The sequence below is a fragment of the Desmospora profundinema genome (assembly GCF_031454155.1).
GTDB classification, from domain to species: Bacteria; Bacillota; Bacilli; order Thermoactinomycetales; family DSM-45169; genus Desmospora; species Desmospora profundinema.
Genome location: NZ_JAVDQG010000002.1, coordinates 500,777 through 523,394, shown reverse-complemented (window position 1 = coordinate 523,394; position 22,618 = coordinate 500,777). Strand labels below are relative to the sequence as shown.

The following is a 22,618-nucleotide window of genomic DNA, read 5'->3' as shown; positions in this document are numbered from 1 at the left end:
GATGGGTTTGTCAGCAGCCTCGGGTTATCCTTCTTTTTCGACACCAGTCGAAGGGGGTTCATTCGCGGGCATCCACTTTCTCCACCAGCAAGCGGGTGACACTTCGCTGGTCGATTTCCTCGACGGTGAACAGAAACCCGCCGTAATGAACTTCATCTCCCACTTCGGGCACCTCCTGAAGCCGGGAGAATACCCAACCGCCGATGGTGTCATTGTCGGGGTCTTCGATGTCGGTTCCAAAGTAGTCATTTACTTCCTCGATCAAAAGACGGGCGTCAATGGATGTTTGACGCCCATTTTTTTGAAAGAACGGCCGTTCGTCGTCAAACTCGTCCTGAATTTCCCCGAAAATCTCCTCGATAATGTCTTCCGTTGTGACAAGACCGGCAGTGCCGCCGTATTCATCCACCACAATCGCCACTTCCTGCCTCTTTTTCTGGAGAATCCTCAGCACTTCCATGATCTCCATCGTTTCCGGCACTTGGACTGCGGGACGGGCCAGTTCCTCAAGGTTGGGATTTTTCCCGTCGAGCATCCGTTCGTAGACGTGGCGGATGTGAATGATTCCCACGATATAGTCTTTATCTTCGTGACACAGTGGAAAACGCGTATGGCGGGAAGCCTTGATCGTCTCCAGGTTCTCATGAAATGAATCGTCTGTATATAGGCAGATCATATCGACCCGGGGAACCATGATTTCTCTGGCCATCCGGTCGGAGAACTCAAAGATGTTGTCAAACAGGGAGAGTTCGGTCTGATCGATGATTCCGCTTTTATGGCTTTGCGCCACCAGCATGCGGATCTCTTCTTCAGTATGGGCTTGTTGGTGTTCGGGGGCCATTTCGCCCACGCCCACCCAACGCAGGATCTGGTTGGCTGCACGATTGAGTACATAGATGAATGGATAGAAGACTTTGTAAAACCAATCCAACGGTGTGGCTGTCCACAAAGTGGTGGGTTCCGCCCGCCGAATCGCCAGGGATTTGGGGACAATCTCCCCCAACACAATATGGAGGAACGTAATGATGCCAAAGGCGATGGCAAAGGAAAGCGTAGAGATCAACCATCCCGGCACGACGAAAGGGAGCGTTTCCAAAAGCGGTTCCACAATCAAGTGTGCCACAGCCGGCTCTCCGATCCACCCGAGTCCAAGGGAGGCCAATGTAATGCCCAGTTGGGTGGCGGACAGGTAGGAGTCCATCTGTCTAATCACGTGATCGGCTACTTTTGCCTTGCGGTTGCCTTCTTCCTTCAGTTTGGTGATCCGTGTTGCGCGGGCTTTGACGATGGCAAATTCCGAGGCAACGAAAAAGCCGTTTAAAAACACGAGGAAGATCACTAAAAATAGATTCCAGGCGATCACGACAAAACTGTTCAAGGTGTAAACGCCCTCCCGAAAAGTTAGGTTTGAATGACGGAGATCCTCATAGAAGGCTCGTATCCATCTGTTTGAACTTTCCTTTATCCAAGTGATTGGGACCTGTCAGGGCATTCCATTTTTCAGTATCCCCACATAAAGTCATAAAAAAATCCCCTTTGCAGGGGATGGAAAGGATGCTTTTAAAGTAAGTATTGAAGGAATAATGTTGCAAAGCCAAAGTAGACCAGCAGGGAGAACACATCGTTCAAGGTGGTGATCAACGGACCGGAAGCAACGGTGGGGTCCACTTTCAGAAGGTGAAGAATCAAAGGGATCAGTGTGCCTGCCAATGTCCCGATAATCAGTGTAAGGAGCATGGAGCCGCCCACCACTAATCCCAGATAAAGATTACCCAGGAACAAGGTGACGATGCCAATGATCAGGAGGCTGCAGACAAACCCGATGATGACCCCCACCACCCCTTCCTGACGCATAATCTGCCAGTAGCGATCCCGCGTTAATTGTCCATTGGCCAACCCGCGGATCACCAATGCGAGGGATTGCGTACCGGTGTTGCCGGTCATTCCCGCGATCATAGGCATAAAGAACGCCAAGGCGGCTACTTTATCGATGGTTTCCTCAAAGGTGCTGAGGATGGAAGCCGTTAACATTCCGATCAAGAGCAGCAGCAACAACCACGGGATGCGACGCCGAGCCGAGGCGAAGGGGTGGGTAATGACATCCATTTCCGTCTGTCCAACGGCGGACAATTTGGCGATATCCTCCTGGGCTTCCTCAATCAATACATCGATCACATCGTCGACAGTGATAATTCCCAAGAGCCGTTTTTCGTCATCCACGACAGGGATGGCCAGGAAGTCGTATCGTTCCATGATACGGGCGACTTCTTCCTGATCCATTTCCACAGGTACGGAGATAATCCGTTCATACATAATGTCCGTGATTGGGGTGTGGGGCTGCGCAATGAGGAGTTCACGCAAAGAGACGACTCCCACCAATCGGTCATCGGCATCGATGACATAGACATAGTAGACGGTTTCAGCCGTGGGAGCTTCTCGTCGCAGATACTGGATTACTTCTTCCACCGTGTAGGTATCGTAGACGCTGACGTATTCCAACGTCATTTTCCCGCCGGCGGTGTCTTCGGGATAATGGAGGAGGGCGCGCACTTTGTCCGCCTCGTCCCGTTCCATCGATTTAAGCAGGGTTTGAACGTTGCTCTCTTCCATCTCCCCGAATAAATCGGCAGCATCATCCGAAGACATACGATTCAACACGCGGGATGTTTTTTCGGCACTGAGGTTGGTGAGGATTTCTTGTTGATCTTCGGCATCCATCTCTTCCAGCAGTTCTGCGATTTCTTCGGCGTACAACATGCCGAGAAAATGAGAGCGGTATACGCCTTCCAGCTGGAAAAAGATTTGCCCCACATCATAGGGCTGCAGTTCATCGATCAGCGGGCGCAGAAACTTACGTTCCCGTTTTTGCAGTGCCAGTTTGATCTGATCCAAATCGATTTCATGTCTCCGTTCTTGAACGGACAAAAGTTCCTCCTCCTTTCAGCACCGGGTTTCAACCTTTCTCATCATAACAGAATCCCATTGGGGTTGGAAATGGGGACCAACTCGGAATGAGGACCGCTTCTATCTCCATATATTGTAATGATTTCATTGTGAAAGGAGCGACATTCATGTGGAGACAACAAAGATGGATTTCACCGCAGGAATGGTGGACACCGTCTCCGTACCACGGGCACTTCCCTGGGTCCCCTATTCATGAATGGGATTATGGAACCTACTACGGTTATCCATGGGCGACTGGTCCCGGATCTCCCCCTCAATTGCGAAGAGTTGGAATGGGAGAACCTGTTCCCCGGAATGCCGAGGCAACGGGAAGAAAGATGCCGCCAGATCCATTTAGGAAGGATAGGAGGGATGAGTGGAGTTTGGAGAGAGCGGGGTCGGCACCGGTATCCCGATCCGGAGAGGTTGAGGACGTCTCCCCTATTTGGGAATCCCCAGAATCTCCGGAGTCTCCCTGGCTGCGGGAATAACAGGAACATGGTACCAACCGGTAGAGGAAGGGTGAAACGGCTGATCGGGTATACTATCGGGTGGCCATGTTTGGCCGTGAGGAGGGTTAAAGATGCGCATTCCGGAAATCGGAACCCCCCGGAGGGAGCCGGAAATCACGACTCCCCGGGAACCGATCACGACCGCCCCGGAACAACCGGATCGGGGCGGAGAACCCGAGCGGGAGTCCCGCCCGGACAAGGAACGGAAATACGCCTGACCCCATCCGGTTCAATGGTCACAAAGAAAATTCCCGCCTTCTGGGCGGGGATTTTCGTTACAAAAAGAAGGGGTTCCGTTTAGCGATCGGGACGGTTGGGGGTGGAATCGGAACGCTGTAGATGGATGGTGACCGGTTTTTCCCGTTCCGATTCAAACGATACCACTTCCAAGGGGTATGTAAGGGCTTGTGTCACCATCATACCCGATTTCGGACCCACTTCTCGGGCGTACACATGCACTTCATCCCCCTGCCGGGTGACTTCCTCCACTTCCACATAATATCCGCCGGTACGTCGTTCTCCCAAAGCGATAATGACAAATTGCCGTCCATCATGATGCACCGTCGTTTTCCCGCCTTGGGCACGGGTGCGGAGCGATTGTACCTCCTCCTTGACTACAGAGGGGAGTTGCTCCATCTGTTCCGATTGAATGGATAAGGAGGAGGTACTCGGCTCATCCGTGGAGTCGGTCTCGTCGTCATCTGTCTCCACTTCTTTCATGTTCAACCGGATATCCACTTCCTCTTTTGTCTGGATGGAGATTACCGCCGTGGGTGTGGTGAGGGCTTGAATAACCATGCTGTCCTCCGGTGGCGGCACCTCCTCCGCGTGGATGTTCACCCGGCTATCTTCTTGCACGACCTGGTTGACACGAATCGTATAGCCTCCCGTCGGTTTTTGGGGAGTAGCGATGACCACAAACAGGGTGTCATCGTGTTTCACCTCAGCATGGACGGGTTTCTCCGGGGGTTTTTCCTCCCATTCTTCCTTTTTCGCTCGGACGGGCTCAGGAAGATCTCCTTCCCGTTCGTTTTGAAAAGCGACAGGACCATCCTTTTCCAAATCCGGTCCGCCGGCACCGGATTCTCCGCCGTCGCCATCCGACATCGGGGTGCCGCAACCGGTTACTCCCCACAAAAACAGAACTCCTATCATCATGCATTTCACCTGCCGCAGGATCATGGTTATCCGGCCTCCTTTGGTTGTTCAACCTATGGACGGAGGCACGGGCAAAAAAGTTGCAATATTTTTGGAGACCTCCATTTTCCAATATCTTATCACAGTTGGGATCAACCGGTCATGTTTCCAGCGATTTTGCGGAAGAATGGTAAGGAAGAGGGATGATCATTTCCAAAATCCTTTACTTATCCAGATTGCCAGGGAGGGTGGTTTGTGTGCAGTTTCAACCGGATGCTCCTCTTATTGTGGAAGGGATGGGTCGTGTCCTGTTGGAAGAGGATCATCTTCGTGCAGAAGAGGTTCGAATGGGGTTGGCTGCGTTTGCTCACCAAGTGAAAACACCAGAAGGGATGCACACCTTCCGCCTGACTCCGTTATCGTTATGGAATGCGGCAGCTTCGGGCTGGACCGCGGGCAAGATTGTATCCTTTCTGCGTGAGAACAGCCAATGGGGGGTGCCCCGCTCCCTGGAAGAAGAGATTGAAGAAACCATGGAACGGTATGGGTTATTTCGCCTGGAGACCCATCCCTCCGGTTCCCTTTTATTGATATGTGAGGATCCGGAGCGCATTCGTTGGGTGGCCGATCATCATATCGTCGGGGAGCGTTTGGTTTGGGTGGATCAACACCGGCTTCGAGTCGATCCCGTCGATCGGGGATGGATCAAAGAGGAGATGATGCGTCTAGGATATCCGGTGGCAGATGGTGCCGGATACGAGGAAGGGGAGCCCCTCACGATCCGTTTACGGGATCGGTTGGCGGATGGCGAGCCGTTTCGGTTGCGCGATTATCAGAAACAGGCGGTAGAGGTTTTCAATCGACACGAATCCGGTGTATTGGTTCTGCCCTGCGGAGCAGGAAAAACGGTGATTGGATTGGCGGCCCTTGCTCAGGTGGGACGGGCCACCCTGATCCTGACCCCCAATGCGACATCGGTACAGCAGTGGATAAGGGAAATAACGGAGAAGACGGATCTTTCCCCAGATGACGTGGGGGAATACACGGCAAAACGAAAAAATGTACGTCCGATCACCGTGGCCACCTACCAAATCTTAACCCATCGTGACGGCCAGGACGGCACCTTTACTCATTTGGATCTGTTTGATCGGAGGGATTGGGGATTCATCATTTATGATGAAGTTCACCTGTTGCCGGCACCGGTTTTTCGTGCCACTGCCGAACTGCAAGCCCGTCGTCGCCTCGGTTTAACCGCAACATTGGTACGGGAGGATGGACGGGAAGGGGATGTCTTCACTCTGATCGGTCCCAAGCGGTTTGAGATGCCATGGAAATGGATGGAACAGCACGGGTGGATCGCCAAGGCGGAATGTGTCGAAGTCCGTGTTTCCATGGGTGATCATCGCTATCAAGCATACCGGGAGGCCAAACGGCAGCACCGGTATCGAATTGCCGCCGAAAATCCGAATAAATTGGATGTACTGGAGCATTTGGTATCCCTTCATGGGGGAAAGCAAGTTCTGGTGATCGGCCAATATTTATCCCAATTGCAGCTGATTGCCGAACGGCTGCGAGCTCCACTGATAACAGGAAGCACTCCTCAGGGAGAGCGGGAGTCCTTGTACCGGGCTTTCCGTGAAGGGGAGATTGGTGTTTTGGTGGTCTCCAAGGTGGCCAATTTTGCTGTCGATCTGCCCGATACCAAGGCCGCAATCCAGGTTTCCGGAACGTTTGGTTCACGCCAAGAGGAGGCACAGCGGCTGGGGCGCATTCTGCGCCCCAAAGAGGGAGAGAATCGGGCTTCCTTTTACAACATTGTGACCCGAAACACGGTGGATCAGGAATATGCATGGAACCGGAGGCGATTTTTAGTGGAACAAGGATACCGGTATCGATGGGTGGATGCGGAACAGTGGAATTGATTCGACATCGACCGACATGGAAAGAGTGCCTGCAGGCGCTGCCTGCTGAAGTGACAGCATTTTGGGCCGGCCAGTTGGGGCGGGATCAAGTGAAAGGGACGGCCGCTGTCATAAGTGAATGGAGGAAAAGACTCATTGAAGGCCCAGCCGGATTAAGCGGCTGGGAGCAAAAAGCGATGGATTTTCTCATCTGGCAGGTGGGAGAGGAAGGGCTGCCGGAGTCGAAGGTGAGCGAGTCGGCCTCCTGTGTGGGACTTTCTCCCGCTCGGTTACGGGTGGGTTTGTCGTTGTTGGCGGGTCGGGGATTGGTTTTTCGATTGCGCCTTCCAGGCGGAGAGCGAATGTTTTGGTGTCCCCGAGAGGTGAGAGAAGCGGTTTTGTCGTCAAAGGTCACTCCCTGTCCTCTTCCCGGTACAGATATTTCTGGAGAAAATCGGTTGTCTGGAATATGGGATCATTTATTTCTCTTTTTGGTCATGATCGACCGGGAAGGGTTGCCCCTTACTAAAGAACGACAGTTGCCCCGAAAAATTGAACGGAAATGGGCAGCGGATTTGGAACTGGATTCCGACGGTTTACAGGGATCGTATTGGGATGACGGCAGCGGGAATGCCGCTTTTCTGCTGCTGATGGAACTGGCTGATCGGCTGAATTTGATCGCATTTGAACCGGGCCGGGTGAAGTTGCGCCGTAAAGGGGTGGCCCGCTGGTTATTGCAATCCTGGTCGATTCGTTTGGACGAGTTGTGGGCTCAGGTAGAGCAAGCTTTTCTCTCGCGACACCCCCGTCAGCATCCCCTGTGGTGGTGGCTGCAACGGCAAAGCGGACCAAATTGGTATGAATGGGAAGAAACCGTCACGGTCGCCTGGCAAGACTTGTCGGTAAAGGGCAGCAGTCCCTCAGTACGGGGAGAAGTGGCGGATGTATTGAAAGAATGGCTGGCGGCTCTAACCTGGATGGGATGGACGGAGCAAGTCGGAAGAGAAGGAAGAACATGGTGGCGATGGTCCCCTTGGGTGCCGTTATTAAAGCAGGGTTCAAAAGGATGGAAGGGCAGAGTGCAACCGGATGGAGAGGTACTTCTTCCTCCCGGTACCCCGCTTGATCGTCGTTGGCGGCTGGCCCAGTTTGCCGATTATATGGGCGGCGATCCTCTTGTCCATTATCTGTTGACGCCGGAATCGGTGCAGCAAGGAGCGACCAAGGGGCTTACCACAGTGGCAATGACAGCGGAATTGGAGGAATTGACAGGACGGACGTTGCCGCCGATGGTGGCGGAATCGATCCGGGAGTGGGGAGAGCGGCAGGGTGCCCGCTTGGAAGCGGTCTGGCTGGCAGAATTGGCGGAAGAGGGCTGGGCAGATGAATGGACACAATGTTTAAGCGAACACCCGGATTGGGGACGCGTGGTGAGCAGGCGAATCTTTGCTCTTCAAGAGGAAGGGGCAAAAGCGTTCAAACGATGGGTGGCTAAGCAGGGGATTCCTCTTGCGCAGGAACACGAAGGAAGCCCAGTCTGGTGGAAAGAATTAGATGAAGTTCAAGATCGATGGGAGGAGGGAGAATCGTTGGCCGCCTGGAAGGTGGAACGGCCGGATTTCCGTCCGGAAACGGCCATACCAGGCTGGTCTTCCCTGCCGCGGATGTGGACCGATTCTCTTCGGCCATACCATGAGTCCACACTGCGGGAAGTGTTTCGACAGGCGTCCCGGTTGGAATTGGATGTGTCCTGGTCCGGGCCGGATGGCCGGGTTCACCGGATCACCCCCACTTCTGTTGCCGCTGAAGGGCAGGAATGGATGGTACGGGGAAAAGGGGAGGACGGGGCCGAGCGATCCGTTCCCCTGTCGGGAGTGAGTCAAGTGGGAATTCTCCCCCCATGGAAAGAATGAAGGGACAAAATGAAACGGGTCGATTCAAGGGGGTGTTTGGTTATGGTTTTTATTGGAGGATCGGTGTTGACAAGGCTGCGCACCTGCCTGGCCCCTTTTGTTCCCCGGTCTTGCCATGGCTCTTGACGATCACACGGAATCGGACACACGCTTGAAATATGGTATGATGGACAGGGGAGGGATACCCATGAACACGTTGGATATGTCAGAGATTCTATTGGAGGCCTATCAGCTGGCCGATCATATAAATGAATGCAAAGAAGTGAAGCAATACTTGGAACTGAAACAACGGATCGAGAAAGATGATGAAGCGCAACGCTTGATTGCAGGCTTCAGACGTAAAAAAGATCGGTTTGAAGAGGCGCAGCGGTTCGGCCATTTTCACCCCGACTATCATGCCGCTAAAAAAGAAGCGGAAGCGTTTTTAAAGGAGATGGAGAAACACCCCTTGATCGGTCGGTACCTGGAAGCGGAAGAGCAGGTGGACCGTTTGCTGTCAGAAGTGAGCCGGACACTTGCCCAGGCGGTATCCGATTCGATCAAGGTGCCGATCAACGATCCCCGTGAATTGCGTCAAGCCAATCTCAACCGGCGAAAAGGCTGTGGTTAACCGATCTCTCCAGGTCGGTTTTTTTGTACATGCCAGTCTATTCGCCGTGTTCACTCTCGTTGCCGGGTCTCACTGTGTCGGTATCCTCGAAGGAGGATACAGTCCATGCATTGGTTTCCACAACAAAAACTCTTTTCATCCGGCACGCGAAAATGGATGCGGTAAACGTCGCGCTCTTGGGATCGGCGAACATATCGACATTCAAAAGAGACTTCGGTATCTTTGATTAGAGGCGTGATAAGCCGCTTCATTCGTTCTCCCCAGTGTAGGCCGGAAGGAGAGAAATAGAAAAAATCAACACCTGCATGGACCCGGTGCATCACTTTCTGACAGTCGGATTCTTTTTTCAAAAGATCCAGTAACCGATGGACGAACGCCTCCATCGAACCTCCTCCTTCTGATGGACAGGGACTGTCTTGTTTGATTTATAGATGGAACTTTGTTACCATAGATTAGGAAGAGAGAGTCGATCCATCGACGTGCCCCTGGCAGAACTATGTGGCAAAGGAGATACGACACATGTCTAGCGAGATCGCGGAACGGCTCGGGTTGGCTGTTTGGGTGAAAGATCTCAAGGCGGCGCGTTCATTGGGACGCATAGGCAACATCCATTATGTTTCCAAACGGTTGAAATATGTCTTTATGTATATTGACGGACGAAAAGCGGATCAGATGATCCGACGAATCGAGCGTATGCATTTTGTCTCACGTGTGGAACGTTCACTGCGTCGGGAGCTGGCGACGGAGTTCAACCAACCATCCCCATAGGGGAATTGTAACGGCAATGTTGCTGCCTGGTACTGGTGCAAGGCAGCTTTTTTTGGTTTTATATTTCGTTAAACTAAATACTTGGTACCAGAAAATGAAGGGGATGACAAGGTAAAGCGATGGAAACCTGGAGACGTAATTTGTACATTTTGATGGTATCACAGTTTTTGGTCATGGGGGCCATGACCATGATTATCCCCTTTTTACCCTTGTATCTCAAGGAGATGGGGGTGACAGATCCGGCACAGGCTCAAATATGGTCCGGTGTAATTTTTGGAATCAACTTTTTGTCCGCATTTGTGATGGCTCCTGTTTGGGGGAGTCTGGCTGACAAGGTGGGGCGCAAGATCATGGTGTTGCGTTCGGGAGTCGGCATGGCCATCGTGATATTCCTGACGGGATTGGCGACAAGCCCGGTTCAGTTGTTGCTGTTGCGATTGTTAAACGGAACGGTGTCCGGATTCATTCCCGCCTCCATCTCTCTCACCGCAACCAACACGCCCAAGGAGAAGGCGGGTTATGCGCTTGGCATGCTGCAATCCGGTGCAGTGGCAGGGAGCATCCTGGGCCCCTTCATCGGTGGAGCAATGGCTGAAATTGTTGGGTTCCGCATGATTTTTTTCTTGACCAGTGTGATTATCGGTTTGGCAACACTGGTCGTCTTACTGATGGTGAAAGAAGAGGTGAAGCCGGATCCGTCACAGAAAAGAGGAGGGTTTTTTGCGGAAGGATCCTTTATTTTGCATCAGAGACCGCTTCTGTTCCTTTTTTCCGTCGGCTTTCTGTTGCAGTTTGCGATGTTGGCCCCTATGCCCCAAATGCCTCTGTTTGTGGATCAGTTGGGTGCTCCCGGCGGATATGTGGCTTTTTTTGCAGGACTGGTTACGGCCGTCACCGGTTTAGCCAATATGCTGTCTTCTCCGCAACTGGGTAAGTGGGGGGATCGGTTCGGGTCGGAGCGGGTTCTGTTTTTTGCCATGATCGGAGCGGCCATCTTCTCTATCCCCCATGCGTGGGTGCAATCGGTTTGGCAGTTGCTGATTTTGCGCTTCTTATTAGGGCTGTGCGTCGGGGGACTGCTTCCTTCCTTGAACGCCCTTATCCGTAAAAATGCTCCTGTCGGTAAAGAGAGCACGGCATATGGGTACAGCACCAGTGCCGTCTTTCTCGGCAATATGTTGGGACCCGTCACCGGCGGCTTTCTTTCCGGCATCATCGGGATTCGGGGGCTGTTTCTACTGACGGGTGCCATGCTGCTCATCGGAGCCTGGTGGCTGAAGGGAAGTCAATCCAGGGTTTCTTCCCCCAAGCGATCCCCTGTTTCTCAAAAAGTCTCGTCTGCCCGATAACGATTGGGTATGGGAAAACGAACGGAATGACGTCACCGATGTCCTTCTGTTCGTTTTTATTTAGTAGGAATAGACGATCTCGCCGCATTCCCTCGATTTGATTTCGCTTACGCTCAGATTGGGGACTTTGAGTACAAGTCTGGTCTGTTTCCTGGAAGTTGGTGCGTTTTCATCGTACAATGGGGTCAAAGAAGGACTCCTTCATCAGGGGGACGAGCGAAAAAGGAGCGAATGCGAGTGGGCTTGCTTACAGACTTGAAGCAAAACCTGAAGAAGGGGATTGAGTCCACCAGTCAGCGTTCCAAGAAATTGGTGGACATCAGCCGGTTGACGATCGCCATCAAAGGAAAGAAAGAGGAGGAGGAACGCCTCTACCGCCAGTTGGGATTTGAAGCCTACCATCTGTGGGAACGGAAAGAAAAATGGGAAATAACGGATTCTCTCCGTGCTTCGCTGTCACAGATTCGATCGATCCGCGAAACGATCCAGCGATGGGAACAGGAATTGGAGGAACTGAAGAAACAGGAAGCCAAGGAGCGATTGGAAAAAAAGTCCTCCGAAGGAGGACCGGGAGCTCCAGCGGTCGATACTTCCCCGTCGCAATCGGCTCCACTCCAATCAGAAGGCATCAGTCCGGAGGTGTTGGCTGAACTGGAGGGACAAGCCTTGTTCATTTGTCCTCATTGTACGGAACAAGTGAAAGAAGATGCCGTTATTTGCCCGCATTGCAACAAGCATATGTACCATGACTAAACGGGAAAGGGGTGGTTGAAATGACGTCTTCGGCTATGGAAAATCAGGTAAGGGAAAGGTTGAAACCGCTGGCGAATCAAGCGGTCACTCCCTTGGGAAGGAAGCGCATTCTGGATGGTTTCAACCGTAAAGTAAAGCGGGTCGGCGGGATTGGGCAAGTAGTGGAGAAGTTGAAAGTGTTGTATTATTATTTCCGGGATCCGGAAACCAGTCGGTGGAAAAAAGCGTTGGCTGGAGCGGCTCTGCTATATTTTATTATGCCGATCGATGTCATTCCCGATTATTTGCCGGTTGTAGGGTATGTGGATGATGGAGCGGCGGTGGTTATCGTTTGGCGAGTTTTGTCTAAAGAGTTGGAACGGTTTACAACCCGTTACGCTTCTCTGCCCGATAAATGATAGACTCTCTTCTTTTGCTTGAAGGAATTTGATACAATAATAGGGAATATTGTTGCAGGGTGTCAAAAGGGAAAAATCATTGGAATTTTAAGCGGAGTGAAGAAGGTTTCTTATTCCTTCTGGGAGTTTTTTCAACGTTTCCCGGGGTTTCGTTACCGGAGGGGACCCGGGCTTTTCTTTTCTTGCGGTGGGGACCGGGGGATCCCCGAGATGGTTGGGTAGATAGAAAGGGCATGGGGAAAGGGGCAAAAGGGTAATGGAGCACAAATCCGTGGCGATTACGGTGACAAGCGGAAAAGGCGGCGTCGGAAAGTCGACAACCGTCGCCTCGGTTGGCCTCGCCTTGGCTCAGCTGGGGCGTCAGGTATGTGTGATGGACACCGATATCGGCTTGCGCAAATTGGATTTGATGTTGGGTCTGGAAAATCGGATTGTGTATGACCTGATAGATGTGATTGAGGGAACCAGTAAGCTTCGCCAATCCTTGGTACGTCACAAGGAATATCCCACTCTGGCTTTGCTTCCTGCTGCTCAGACCAGGTACAAGGAAGAAGTGAGCCCTGCTCAGGTTAAGCAGTTGGTGGATGAACTGCGCCCGGAGTTTGAATTTATTCTGATCGACTCCCCGGCCGGCATTGAAGGCGGCTTTCGCAACGCGATCGCACCGGCAGATCGTGCTATTCTGGTTGTTAATCCCGAGATTCCATCGGTGCGGGATTCGGATCGGGTGATCGGCTTATTGGAGTCTGCTGATCTGGAACAGATTGATCTGATCGTCAACCGGGTGCAGCCGGGTATGGTAAAAGACGGCGATATGCTCAGTGTGGAACGGGTCCAAAACCATCTGGCCATTAATTTGTTGGGAATTGTACCGGAAGATAGACGGATCATCCGTTCTTCCAACACGGGGGAACCGGTGGTATTGGACGAAAAATCACTGGCCGGCCGCGCTTTCAACAATATTGCCCGCCGGATTAACGGTGAAGAAGTCCCTTATCTGGACTTAGAGGAAACGAGCCTCATCAATCGGATCAAACGAATCTTTCATATCGCCTGACGAACCGAGGTGAATTCCGTGTCTTTTTTAAATATGTTTGGAAAAGAAAAAGAGCGTCCGACGGCAGCAACTGCGGACGATCGTTTATCCTTGGTACTCAGCTACCAACGATCCGACATTGATGAGCGGAGGCTGAAGCAATTTCAAGCCCGATTGATCGATCTTTGTGACGAATTTGGCTATGATGTGGTGGGACAAGTTGAAATTCGACCACAATCCCGTCCAAAGGACAACACAACGATCTTAAATGCCAGTATCCCGGTAAGACTGCGAGCAAACGCTGACGACGAAGAGAGCGCGGATCTGTAAAATCATCCGCGCTCTTTTTATTTCACCGACCGGCTTCTTTTATCTAAATGGGATTCAAGGAAACGCGCGATCATGGCAGGAAATTCCCGATCATCCTGTAAAGTGAACAAGGCGATGGAGACGCGGGTATGTCCGTACTCTCTCATTAGTCGTATCAGCTGCTTCCTTGTGGAGGCACTCGGTTTTCCATAGCGATTTTCAAACGCTTTTATTACCAGTTCCAATTCCGAAGTCTCGTGTTGTGATGGGATGGTGGCGGACTCTAATGTAGCCGCTGTCTCCGGGTGTGATTCTGTCCATTTCGGTTCTGCTTCAACGGAGATGGAGTGTCCGTTCAGGTTGCGAATGACAGGGCGCTGTAACTGCCACTCTTCCAACTGACGTCTCCTGCGTGGGCGAGATTCTGGTGCACGGCTGAATCGGTCCGGGTATTTACGGCGGAGGGTATAGATCCGTTGGTAGATGGCTCCCTGTGTCCGTTTTAGTTCTTTCTCAAGGTGGGCGATGGCGGAGGAAAGCGATTTTCCTTGTTCCAGAAAGCTGTTGACACGATCAATTACTTGATTTTCTTCTTCCTCAGTCCAGCTGTTTAGCCGTTTATCCTGTCCATTGCCGGAATTCCCTTTCGATAAAAAACGTTCTGGATATTCGGTTCGCAGCTTTCGAACATGAGACATGATTCCGGCAAATCCTCGATTCAATTCGGTTGCTAGTTCTTTTAAGATGTCTCGTTCCCGGATCCCCTCTTGGACGCCCTCGTTCATTTTTTCGATTATTCGTTCATTTTCTTCAAAGGAGTATTTCCCCTTTTTTGTGTCGAACATGCCATCCCTCACCCCATATCGACTTCTTTACCTATTAATATAACAAAAGTTAAATGTCGTTTTCCACCAAAATCTTAGAAAAACTACCCTAAAAATCCCCCATAAAGGTGTGATCATCACCATCTTCCTAAAATCCCGCTCTGATATATCCATATTTATGAACCTTAAAGAAATGATTGGTTGAACCGGGATGGTTATTTTTTCCCTAATTTAGTATATCCATACGTCTAATGGGCGATAAAGATAATATCTTGGTACCGAAAGTTTCCACCCACGGATTTTATCATGGGTTTGGGTTCAGATACGCCTCGACGGGCCAGATCGGCCCGGCGAAATGATCGATACAGCCTGGAAAGGGGCGAGAATACGTGGCACATCTGTCGGTTCAGGAGATCAGTTTATGGTTGACGTCCCGGTTTGGTCGAAGCGTCGGAGGTCAAAAAGAAAAAGATGAGGAACGCCCCCACCAAGATTGGGATGACTTATCCAGGGCGTCATTGGTGATCCTGTGGGGGTTGCTGGTGTATCCGCGGTTGGATCCGGATTGGCGTGAGCGCGATTCGTCGGTGGATTTAAACGAAGTGTACCGCTTGTTCCGGGAACATCTGGGATCGAACGATCAGTGGGAAACATTGATCCGCACACTCCAGCGGCACGACTACATCCGATTCCGACCAGATGATCGGGTGGTTGCGGGAACCCGGTTGTGGACGGCAGTCGATGCTTCTCGGATGTATCCGCTCTTTCGTCGCTCGGTTTTGTACAGAAAAAGGAGTCGGGATCATCAAAAAGATGAAAACTGCTGACCGTTATGGCCGGCAGTTTTATTTCTTTGAATGGGTTTACCGGGGGCTTTAGAGGGGAATGGGTTATTGTAAAGCTCTTTTGCGACACTGTAGGTAGTGCCGGTGGTGCACCTGATTTTTGTGAATGGAGGAGAGCGAATCATGGATCCAATGCTTGAATTGAAGAAGAAATATCAAATGAAAAAAGAAGAATACAGGCAAGCCATCGAGCGGCATGAATTTTTGGAACAGTTGGAGATTCGTCAGGAGATGGAACAACTGAGAAGTCAATGGCATCAACTGAAACAGGCGAACTAACTTGAATAACCCATAAAAACGAGCCCGGCACTCCGATGTGCCGGGCTCGTTTGCACGAACAGTAAATCGTGCTTGCTTCAACGGTTCTTCCGACCGTCAGCGGGAATCCTCCCATTTTTCCGAGTCTAAATGGGGGACGATCCACTCTGGAAATTGGCGGGTTTGTTCCTTCAGCTCCTGACGGATTTGATGGATATCCCGTTTTTTTTGAATGGCTAACGGATCATGAGGATCGCTTGCCAGATGCAGATTCAGTTCCAGCAGAAAAAAGTCCAGTGTTTGAAGCCTTCCCAACAAACGAACATATTCCTCTTTCATAAGTATCACACCCCTTTACGGAAGGGATCTCGTCAACAATGTATGCAGAGGTGTCCATCAGGTGCAACACGGTTTACTTTCAGCTGTAAAAATCGAACTCGTTCATTCCAAAATTTCACTTGAATGGGGTCACCGCCAGCAATGCATCATAAGAGTACCATCTACAAGGAGGTGAATCGCAAATGCAACAGCAACAACGCGAACGTGCTACCAACCAACTGCTGGTTCCTGGTGCCGCTCAAGCCCTGGATCAGCTGAAGTTCGAAATCGCTTCTGAGTTTGGCGTCCAACTGGGCCCTGACACCACTTCTCGTGCCAACGGTTCTGTAGGTGGGGAAATCACGAAACGCTTGGTCTCTCTGGCCGAGCAACAACTGAGCGGTGGCGCTCGCTAAGGCGGCCTCGGTTCAGCGGTGATAAGTTTATAAATCTGGTGTGGAAGGCAGTGGGTACCCCGCTGCCTTCATTTATTGTGTCCATGAAACGAATGGTTCATGGCGACACTTGTGCGGTTAAGTGGAGGAAAAAGGTTCACTCTGTCGAAGTGTTGGGCAAACGACCGAGTGGAGGGATTGCCATGAAATGGACCATTCCCCAACCCTTTAACCTGGTGGATCTCATGGATCGCCATGCCGGATCCGACCGTGTCGCCATCCGGTGGTGCAATGAAACCGGCTTGGAACGGGAAGTGACATACGCAGAATTGAAGACGCTTTCAGAACGGGTAGCCAAGGGGCTGATCGCAGCTGGATTGCAACGGGGGGATCGGATTCTTCTCTTATTGCCGCGCGTACCCGAAGCCTATATCGCTTACATGGGTGCTTTAAAGGCCGGTTTGGTGGTGTTGCCGGGGTCGGAGATGTTGCAGTCTGCCGATATTACCTATCGACTTCAACATGCCGAAGCGGTTGCTGTTATCATGGATGGTTCCATGGTCCCCCGGGTGGATCAAGCGGTCCATGAGGCGCCCGCCGTCCGATGGGGCTGGGTGGTAAACGGTGAAAAAAACGACCGATGGAATGATTTCTACCGATTGGGTGATGGTGCGGAAGGAGTGAACCTTCCGAAAATCAGTGCCGACGATGTGGCTTTTCTCTCTTATACCTCCGGGACAACCGGCGGACCAAAAGGAGTGATTCACCTCCATCGTTGGTCACTCGCCCATCATCGCGTAGCTTCACAACAATGGCTGGATATTCGTGAGGGGGACTGTGTATGGGCCACCGCCGGTCCAGGCTGGGCAAAATGGATTTGGAGCCCGTTTCTTTCCACTTTGGCTAGCGGGGCGACGGCATTGGTATATCAGGGGCGGTTTGATCCGGAAAAGGCTTTAGCGTTGATGGAGGAGAAGCAGGTACAGGTGCTGTGCTGCACACCTACCGAATATCGGATGATGGCAAAGGTAGAGGGGTTAGAGCGGTTCGACCTATCCCATCTTCGCAGTGCGGTAAGTGCGGGTGAACCCTTAAACCGGGAAGTGATTGATACCTTCAGACGCCACTTTCAAGTGGAGGTTCGCGACGGGTATGGACAGACGGAGAACACCCTGTTGGTGGGTACTTTGAAGGATATGAAAGTCAAACCGGGTTCCATGGGCAAACCGACTCCCGGCAATCAAGTGGAAATCATTGATGAAAAGGGAAATCCCGTTTCTGTCGGTGAAGTGGGGAATATCGCTGTTCACAAGGATGCCCCGGCATTGTTTGCCGGTTATTACCGGGATGAGGAACGCACCCGTCATGCCTTCCGCGGGCAGTGGTATCTCACCGGAGATCAGGCCAGGCGGGATGAGGGTGGTTACTTTTGGTTTGAGGGTCGTTCAGACGATATCATCATCAGTTCCGGTTATACCATCGGTCCCTTTGAAGTGGAGGATGCGTTGGTGAAGCATCCCGCTGTGCGGGAATGTGCGGTTGTGGCGAGTCCTGACCCCGTCAGGGGATCCGTGGTAAAAGCGTTTGTCGTCATCAAAACCGGTTACGAAACCAATGAGAGCTTGCGCCGCGACCTGCAATCCCATGTAAAAAAAATAACGGCTCCCTATAAGTATCCCCGTGAGTTGGAATTCATCTCGGAACTACCCAAAACCACCAGTGGGAAAATTCGCCGTGTAGAGCTGAGGCAGTTGGAAAAGGAGCGGAAACGCCGATTCCCTTGAATCCGGGGAAGAGACTGGGGTATAATCTGGGGGAATGCGACGGAAAGGATCGGACAAACCATGCGTATATTTCCCCACGGCAATGTCGTTAACTTTCAGGGGTCCGTTCGCGAGATGACGGCTTCTGAACTGGAAAGGCTGTTGGAGCGGGTCTTGGATGAGGGAACGATTCTGGCTGGGAGTCTCGACCTACAACAATCGGAACTGGTGGTTTATGGACAAGCCATTGGGATTCAGTTAGACGAGGAAGCAGACCGAATCACATTGACGACTCGTACGGAGGACGGAGAGGAGCATACGAATCGGTCTGCCTTCGAGGATCTCCTCATCAGCCACGAAATGCACTTTGATATCGAAGAACCGGAGGGAGAAACGGTTCGTTATACGGTATATTACATGACGTTTTCCGGGGATTCTGCTGCTCCATCCCCGGAAAAGACTTGGTTTTTCGCCGACGAGCAAGCCGTGACCCGTCCTTTGGATTGTGTGGTCGAATTTTGGCGTCAGGCGGGGGAATCGGGACGGGATGCCGACTTTACTTCCAACGGTTGCAGTGTTCCGGCCTCGTTCAAACGTGATATACAGAAGGATTGCTAATGCTCCATCGGTAACTTTAATCGATTTTCTTATCTCTTACACTGAGAGGTTAGTCGGCTTGGTTTTCCCCCTTTGATCCCCAATGGACTCGCAGAGCACAAGTCTCGCCTGGACTGTTTTTCTCAGGTTTCGCCATGCCCTAAACTTTGTTCCCAGGTTTTGCTTGGCAAGTCACGTGCAGGACTTCAAGCCTCCCTCTAAAAAAACGATCGATATTTGTAACAAGGGGTACGGATCGGGAGGCGGCGTCAGGCGGTTGGTTGTACTGTTGACGAATGCCGTCAACAGTTTTTTTCTGCCGGAGGAGGGAAGCATCGAATAAGGATCGTTGACAAGAGTCCTGATACGTGCCGCTTGCCAATCCGATGGTTGGGTCTTATGATCGAAAAAACACGCCGGATTCCCCCCTGGGGAGAAAAAAGCGGCCGGAATAGGAGTGAACAGCATTGTCGAAGCAGCAAGTCAACCTACAAGAACCTTTTTTAATGATCCTATTCGGAGGGGCGGGGGATCTGGCACGTCGGAAACTGTTTCCAGCCCTGTACAGTTTACATCGGAACGGTCTTATCCATGATCGTTTTGCTGTGGTGGGTTTGGGCCGTTCTGTCAGGGAGCAGGAAGAGTACCGAAGCATCGTACGGGAGTCCGTGGAGAAATACTCTCGATGGGACACGGAAACGGAACAGGATTGGTCGTCCTTTTTAAATCGCTTTCGCTATGTCTCCCTTGATGTGGCGGATGCATCGGGCTACAAGGATTTATTAGGGGAAGTGGAGGGGTTGGAGCAAAAGTGGCACCTTCCGCAAAACCGCCTGTTCTACTTGGCTATTTCCCCCCGACTGTTTGGGGATGTGGCGATTCAATTGAAGGAAGTGGGTTTGACCCAAACCCGTGGGTGGCGAAGATTGGTGATTGAAAAGCCGTTCGGTCACGACTATCCGTCTGCCAAGGAGTTAAACGATCAGATTACCGGGTCGTTTCTGGAAGAGGAGATTTATCGCATCGATCACTATCTGGGGAAAGAGATGGTTCAGAACATCACAGTGATCCGATTCGCCAACAGTCTGTTTGAAGCAATGTGGAACAACCGGTATATCAGTCATGTCCAAATTACGGCAGGTGAAACAGTCGGAGTGGGGGAACGAGCCGCTTATTACGATCATGCGGGAGCTTTGCGGGACATGGTACAAAACCATATCCTGCAGATGGTGACGATGGTGGCGATGGAACCGCCCAGCCGTTTGAAGCCGGAAGCCATTCATGATGAGAAAGTGAAAGTACTCCGTTCGCTTCGCCGCTGGAAAGAAGAAGACGTGGCCACCCATATGGTTCGGGGGCAGTATACAGCCGGGCTGCTGGATGGAAAACCGGCGGTTGCCTATCGGGAAGAAGAGGGGGTTCCTGAGGATTCAACCAACGAAACGTTTGTCGCTGGTAAATGGTACATCGATAACTTCCGCTGGTCCGGGGTGCCCTTTTATATCCGTACTGGTAAGCGGTTGGACCAAAAAGTGACAGAAGTGGTGATCCAGTTTAAGGGAGTGCCTCAGAATCTTTATTTCAACAAAAATAATGATCTGGCTCCCAATTTATTGGTGATTAGGATTAATCCCGATGAAGGGCTGTCGTTTCAGATGAATGCGAAAAAGCCCGGTGGGGATCCCGAAGTGGTCCCTATCGCCATGGAGTTTTGCAACAACTGTGACGTAGAATCACCCGAAGCCTATGAGAGCTTACTTCGGGACGCTTTGGAAGGGGACCGTACCTTCTTCACCCATTGGGATGAGGTTTCCCTGGCTTGGAAGTTTATCGATCCGATTCGCCGGGTGTGGGATCAGGATAAAGACAGTCTTTGTTTCTACGAAGCCGGCAGTTCCGGGCCTGTAGAAGCGGATGCTCTACTGGCCAAAGACGGATTTCATTGGCATTCTCCCCGTCCGCGTCAACGTTCGATCATACAGGGCAGTGAAATCGGATCGTCACAAAGAAGAGGTTGCCCCTGATAGGACGACAATTTGGAGGGCTTCGCCCAAAGGAGAGGTCGATATGTATAAGTTGCACGATGTGTCGATGACGATTGAAGAAGGCATGGCCGTATATAAAAACAAAGAGGAGAAAAAACCCCGGGTTCGGGTGGTGCAGGATTTTGATACCAGTCCGGCCAGGGAATCCCGGGTGGATATGGATGTCCATACCGGCACCCATGTTGATTCTCCCCTGCACATGCTGCCCGATGGAGGAACGATGGAGACCCTGCCGGTGGAGAAATTGGTGGGGCCGTGCCGTGTGTTGGATCTGACGGGGGTAGAAGGAGGAATCGGCCGGGAGGATTTGGAGCGCTTTGAGGTGAAGCGAGGAGAGTTTATCCTTCTGAAAACACGGAACTCCTCGCGGGAAGATTTCGATTTTGAATTTGTCTACCTGGCGAGCGATGGGGCTGAATATCTGGCTTCACTCGGTATTCGCGGAGTCGGAATCGATGCTTTGGGAGTAGAGCGCAGTCAACCGGGTCACCCGACACACAAGACCTTGTTCCGTGCCGGTGTCATCATCATGGAGGGGCTGCGTCTGCAGACAGTGGATGAAGGGGAGTACTTTATGGTTGCAGCCCCGATCAAGTTGCGTGAGACGGAGGCGGCTCCAGCCCGTGTCTTATTGTTTGAGGGACTGTCTTACTAGTACTACAGTTGTGCAGAGCAGGTGCAGATGAAGGGAACGAAGTGAGCCCGGCGAGACTTGTGCTCTGTGAGTGCAAAGGCGAACCAAAAGCCACACCGACCCTCTCTTGTTCTTTGCGAAAAATTGAATGACCAGACAGGCCCTAGGACGTATTTTGAAAAACCCTCCTGGATACCCGCTTTATGCGGGTTTTTTTATGTACTTGTTGTCCGGTTCCCTTTGTGGGCATGGGCCTTTTTTTCGGGCCCTGGGTGGGTGACGTGTGCATTCCCCCAAGGGCATTCATACAGTGTTGGTGTAAGGGACGAGAGCCTTTTTGACAGGAGGAGTGACACGATGGCCGAATCGGGTCCTTCCAAGAAAGAATTTGCCGATTTAATCAACCAAGTGTTGGGGCGGAATGTGATGAATGAACAGGTGATGGATCGCCTACTGCAAAATGCTCGGGAAAGCTATCAGCGGCAGGGCATAGACGGCATATTCGATTTGGTTCGTCAGGTGACTCAAGCGCCATTCAGCAATAAAGAGATGAAAACGATGATGGATACAATCCTCGATTCATCTTCACCGGGTCAGGCTTTGGATCGGCTGGGGGGACAGGAGTGGATTCCGGAGGGAAAAGCACGTGAACTAAAACGACATTTGGAACCGGATAAGAAAAAAAAGCGTGACCGACGTAAACGGCCTTGATAAAAATGGGCTACACCGTAGCCCATTTCCGATTAACTTTTCTTTTTCCGCCTGTTGCTGCGGTTCTTCATAATCTGGTCCACAATCGTTTTCATCCCGGGAGCGTTGATTAAATCATACAGACTGTCTCCGTCTTCGGAATGGGGTTTTGGAATCGAGGGGGCTTCTCCTTCCCCTCCACCGCTTTTGAGGCTGTTGGGGGAAAAAGTGGTTCCCGGAGAACCGGAACCGGATTGTTTCTCTTTTCCGCCGGATTGGGTTGGACTTTTCATTTTGGAGAGAAAATCATTGAACACTTTCCGATCCTGTACCATGTGGGAAAATTTAGAGAATGTATGAAACCATTTCTCCATCTGTGAAGTGACTTCTGTAATCTGACGGGACAGATTCTGAACCTGATCCATGCGGTTGGACAATTGAGCCCGCTCATCCGATAACCAGGGGTGAGAGGAGAGGGACTTCGGGTTCGGCTGCGGTGGAGAAGTCGGTGGTGGTTGCCTGGATGGAAGAGATGAGCTTCCAGCTCGGGGACGCGAGGTGTAGAGTTTGGGTTTTTTCACGGTAAAATCCTCCTCTTGGCATCTTCGAATTCCTTCCCA

General features: G+C 51.6%; 25 protein-coding genes. 18 read left to right on the top strand and 7 right to left on the bottom strand.

What is annotated here, in order from left to right; translation table 11 throughout:
• Window positions 1–58: 58 nt before the first annotated feature.
• Both JOE21_RS06145 and mgtE read right to left on the bottom strand, forming a co-directional pair.
• Window positions 59–1,378: a hemolysin family protein gene (locus tag JOE21_RS06145; RefSeq protein WP_309863674.1), complete on the bottom strand. Its 1,320-nt coding sequence runs from the start codon at window positions 1,376–1,378 to the stop codon at window positions 59–61.
• 182 nt (window positions 1,379–1,560) lie between these two features.
• Complete coding sequence (mgtE, locus tag JOE21_RS06140) at window positions 1,561–2,925, bottom strand: magnesium transporter (protein WP_309863671.1); 1,365 nt, start codon at window positions 2,923–2,925, stop codon at window positions 1,561–1,563.
• Window positions 2,926–3,526: 601 nt separating this feature from the next.
• Here mgtE and JOE21_RS06135 point away from each other — a divergent pair.
• A complete protein-coding gene (locus JOE21_RS06135; protein WP_309863668.1) occupies window positions 3,527–3,673 on the top strand; it encodes a hypothetical protein in 147 nt (48 codons plus the stop codon).
• A 79-nt stretch (window positions 3,674–3,752) separates the two neighbouring features.
• On the opposite strand, the gene JOE21_RS06130 is transcribed toward JOE21_RS06135, so the two are convergent.
• On the bottom strand, window positions 3,753–4,637 hold the full coding sequence (locus tag JOE21_RS06130) for a protease complex subunit PrcB family protein (protein ID WP_309863666.1): 885 nt from the start codon (window positions 4,635–4,637) through the stop codon (window positions 3,753–3,755).
• A 212-nt stretch (window positions 4,638–4,849) separates the two neighbouring features.
• Here JOE21_RS06130 and JOE21_RS06125 point away from each other — a divergent pair, with 212 nt between their 5' ends.
• The 3 genes from JOE21_RS06125 to JOE21_RS06115 all read left to right on the top strand — a co-directional run bounded on the left by JOE21_RS06125 (window position 4,850) and on the right by JOE21_RS06115 (window position 9,016).
• Window positions 4,850–6,514, top strand: a complete 1,665-nt coding sequence (locus tag JOE21_RS06125) for a DNA repair helicase XPB (RefSeq protein ID WP_309863664.1) — start codon at window positions 4,850–4,852, stop codon at window positions 6,512–6,514.
• On the top strand, window positions 6,487–8,406 hold the full coding sequence (locus tag JOE21_RS06120) for a hypothetical protein (RefSeq protein ID WP_309863662.1): 1,920 nt from the start codon (window positions 6,487–6,489) through the stop codon (window positions 8,404–8,406). Before JOE21_RS06125 ends, JOE21_RS06120 begins: the two co-directional genes overlap by 28 nt.
• Window positions 8,407–8,593: 187 nt before the next feature.
• A complete protein-coding gene (locus JOE21_RS06115; protein WP_309863660.1) occupies window positions 8,594–9,016 on the top strand; it encodes a YlbF/YmcA family competence regulator in 423 nt (140 codons plus the stop codon).
• Between the two features lie 50 nt (window positions 9,017–9,066).
• Here the strand turns inward: JOE21_RS06115 and JOE21_RS06110 are convergent, their stop codons facing one another.
• Window positions 9,067–9,399: a hypothetical protein gene (locus JOE21_RS06110; protein WP_309863657.1), complete on the bottom strand. Its 333-nt coding sequence runs from the start codon at window positions 9,397–9,399 to the stop codon at window positions 9,067–9,069.
• 136 nt (window positions 9,400–9,535) lie between these two features.
• On the opposite strand from JOE21_RS06110, the gene JOE21_RS06105 reads away from it, so the two are divergent.
• The 6 genes from JOE21_RS06105 (at window position 9,536) to JOE21_RS06080 (ending at window position 13,650) form a co-directional block, all read left to right on the top strand.
• The gene (locus JOE21_RS06105; RefSeq protein ID WP_309863655.1) at window positions 9,536–9,784 is read left to right on the top strand and encodes a YlbG family protein; all 249 of its coding nucleotides are present in this window, start codon (window positions 9,536–9,538) and stop codon (window positions 9,782–9,784) included.
• Between the two features lie 140 nt (window positions 9,785–9,924).
• Window positions 9,925–11,133 carry an MFS transporter gene (locus JOE21_RS06100; protein WP_309863653.1) on the top strand — a complete coding sequence of 403 codons (1,209 nt, stop codon included), beginning with the start codon at window positions 9,925–9,927 and terminating at the stop codon, window positions 11,131–11,133.
• Window positions 11,134–11,370: 237 nt separating this feature from the next.
• Window positions 11,371–11,886 carry a zinc ribbon domain-containing protein gene (locus JOE21_RS06095; RefSeq protein WP_309863650.1) on the top strand — a complete coding sequence of 172 codons (516 nt, stop codon included), beginning with the start codon at window positions 11,371–11,373 and terminating at the stop codon, window positions 11,884–11,886.
• Window positions 11,887–11,906: 20 nt separating this feature from the next.
• Entirely contained in the window at window positions 11,907–12,284 is a 378-nt protein-coding gene (locus JOE21_RS06090) for a YkvA family protein (protein ID WP_309863648.1), read from the top strand.
• A gap of 256 nt (window positions 12,285–12,540) precedes the next feature.
• On the top strand, window positions 12,541–13,341 hold the full coding sequence (gene minD / locus JOE21_RS06085) for a septum site-determining protein MinD (protein ID WP_309863646.1): 801 nt from the start codon (window positions 12,541–12,543) through the stop codon (window positions 13,339–13,341).
• Window positions 13,342–13,359: 18 nt separating this feature from the next.
• The gene (locus JOE21_RS06080; protein ID WP_309863644.1) at window positions 13,360–13,650 is read left to right on the top strand and encodes a cell division topological specificity factor MinE; all 291 of its coding nucleotides are present in this window, start codon (window positions 13,360–13,362) and stop codon (window positions 13,648–13,650) included.
• Between the two features lie 17 nt (window positions 13,651–13,667).
• Here JOE21_RS06080 and JOE21_RS06075 read toward each other — a convergent pair whose 3' ends face one another.
• Window positions 13,668–14,474 (bottom strand): hypothetical protein, encoded by an 807-nt coding sequence (locus tag JOE21_RS06075; protein ID WP_309863642.1) that lies wholly within the window; start codon window positions 14,472–14,474, stop codon window positions 13,668–13,670.
• 368 nt (window positions 14,475–14,842) lie between these two features.
• Here JOE21_RS06075 and JOE21_RS06070 point away from each other — a divergent pair, with 368 nt between their 5' ends.
• Both JOE21_RS06070 and JOE21_RS06065 read left to right on the top strand, forming a co-directional pair.
• Window positions 14,843–15,280 (top strand): hypothetical protein, encoded by a 438-nt coding sequence (locus tag JOE21_RS06070; protein WP_309863640.1) that lies wholly within the window; start codon window positions 14,843–14,845, stop codon window positions 15,278–15,280.
• Between the two features lie 141 nt (window positions 15,281–15,421).
• Window positions 15,422–15,577, top strand: coding sequence for a hypothetical protein (locus JOE21_RS06065; RefSeq protein ID WP_309863638.1), 156 nt, complete (start codon window positions 15,422–15,424; stop codon window positions 15,575–15,577).
• A gap of 96 nt (window positions 15,578–15,673) precedes the next feature.
• Here the strand turns inward: JOE21_RS06065 and JOE21_RS06060 are convergent, their stop codons facing one another.
• Window positions 15,674–15,895 carry a hypothetical protein gene (locus JOE21_RS06060; RefSeq protein ID WP_309863636.1) on the bottom strand — a complete coding sequence of 74 codons (222 nt, stop codon included), beginning with the start codon at window positions 15,893–15,895 and terminating at the stop codon, window positions 15,674–15,676.
• Between the two features lie 182 nt (window positions 15,896–16,077).
• Between JOE21_RS06060 and JOE21_RS06055 the strand changes: the two genes are divergently transcribed.
• The 6 genes from JOE21_RS06055 to JOE21_RS06030 all read left to right on the top strand — a co-directional run bounded on the left by JOE21_RS06055 (window position 16,078) and on the right by JOE21_RS06030 (window position 22,019).
• The gene (locus JOE21_RS06055; RefSeq protein WP_309863633.1) at window positions 16,078–16,290 is read left to right on the top strand and encodes an alpha/beta-type small acid-soluble spore protein; all 213 of its coding nucleotides are present in this window, start codon (window positions 16,078–16,080) and stop codon (window positions 16,288–16,290) included.
• Between the two features lie 182 nt (window positions 16,291–16,472).
• Window positions 16,473–18,053, top strand: a complete 1,581-nt coding sequence (locus JOE21_RS06050; protein ID WP_309863630.1) for an acetate--CoA ligase — start codon at window positions 16,473–16,475, stop codon at window positions 18,051–18,053.
• A gap of 60 nt (window positions 18,054–18,113) precedes the next feature.
• Complete coding sequence (locus tag JOE21_RS06045) at window positions 18,114–18,650, top strand: hypothetical protein (protein WP_309863628.1); 537 nt, start codon at window positions 18,114–18,116, stop codon at window positions 18,648–18,650.
• Between the two features lie 446 nt (window positions 18,651–19,096).
• Window positions 19,097–20,653 carry a glucose-6-phosphate dehydrogenase gene (gene zwf / locus JOE21_RS06040; RefSeq protein ID WP_309863626.1) on the top strand — a complete coding sequence of 519 codons (1,557 nt, stop codon included), beginning with the start codon at window positions 19,097–19,099 and terminating at the stop codon, window positions 20,651–20,653.
• Between the two features lie 43 nt (window positions 20,654–20,696).
• Window positions 20,697–21,329, top strand: a complete 633-nt coding sequence (locus JOE21_RS06035; RefSeq protein WP_309863623.1) for a cyclase family protein — start codon at window positions 20,697–20,699, stop codon at window positions 21,327–21,329.
• Window positions 21,330–21,665: 336 nt separating this feature from the next.
• Window positions 21,666–22,019, top strand: a complete 354-nt coding sequence (locus JOE21_RS06030) for a hypothetical protein (protein WP_309863621.1) — start codon at window positions 21,666–21,668, stop codon at window positions 22,017–22,019.
• 32 nt (window positions 22,020–22,051) lie between these two features.
• Here the strand turns inward: JOE21_RS06030 and JOE21_RS06025 are convergent, their stop codons facing one another.
• The gene (locus JOE21_RS06025; protein WP_309863619.1) at window positions 22,052–22,579 is read right to left on the bottom strand and encodes a hypothetical protein; all 528 of its coding nucleotides are present in this window, start codon (window positions 22,577–22,579) and stop codon (window positions 22,052–22,054) included.
• Window positions 22,580–22,618: the final 39 nt, after the last annotated feature.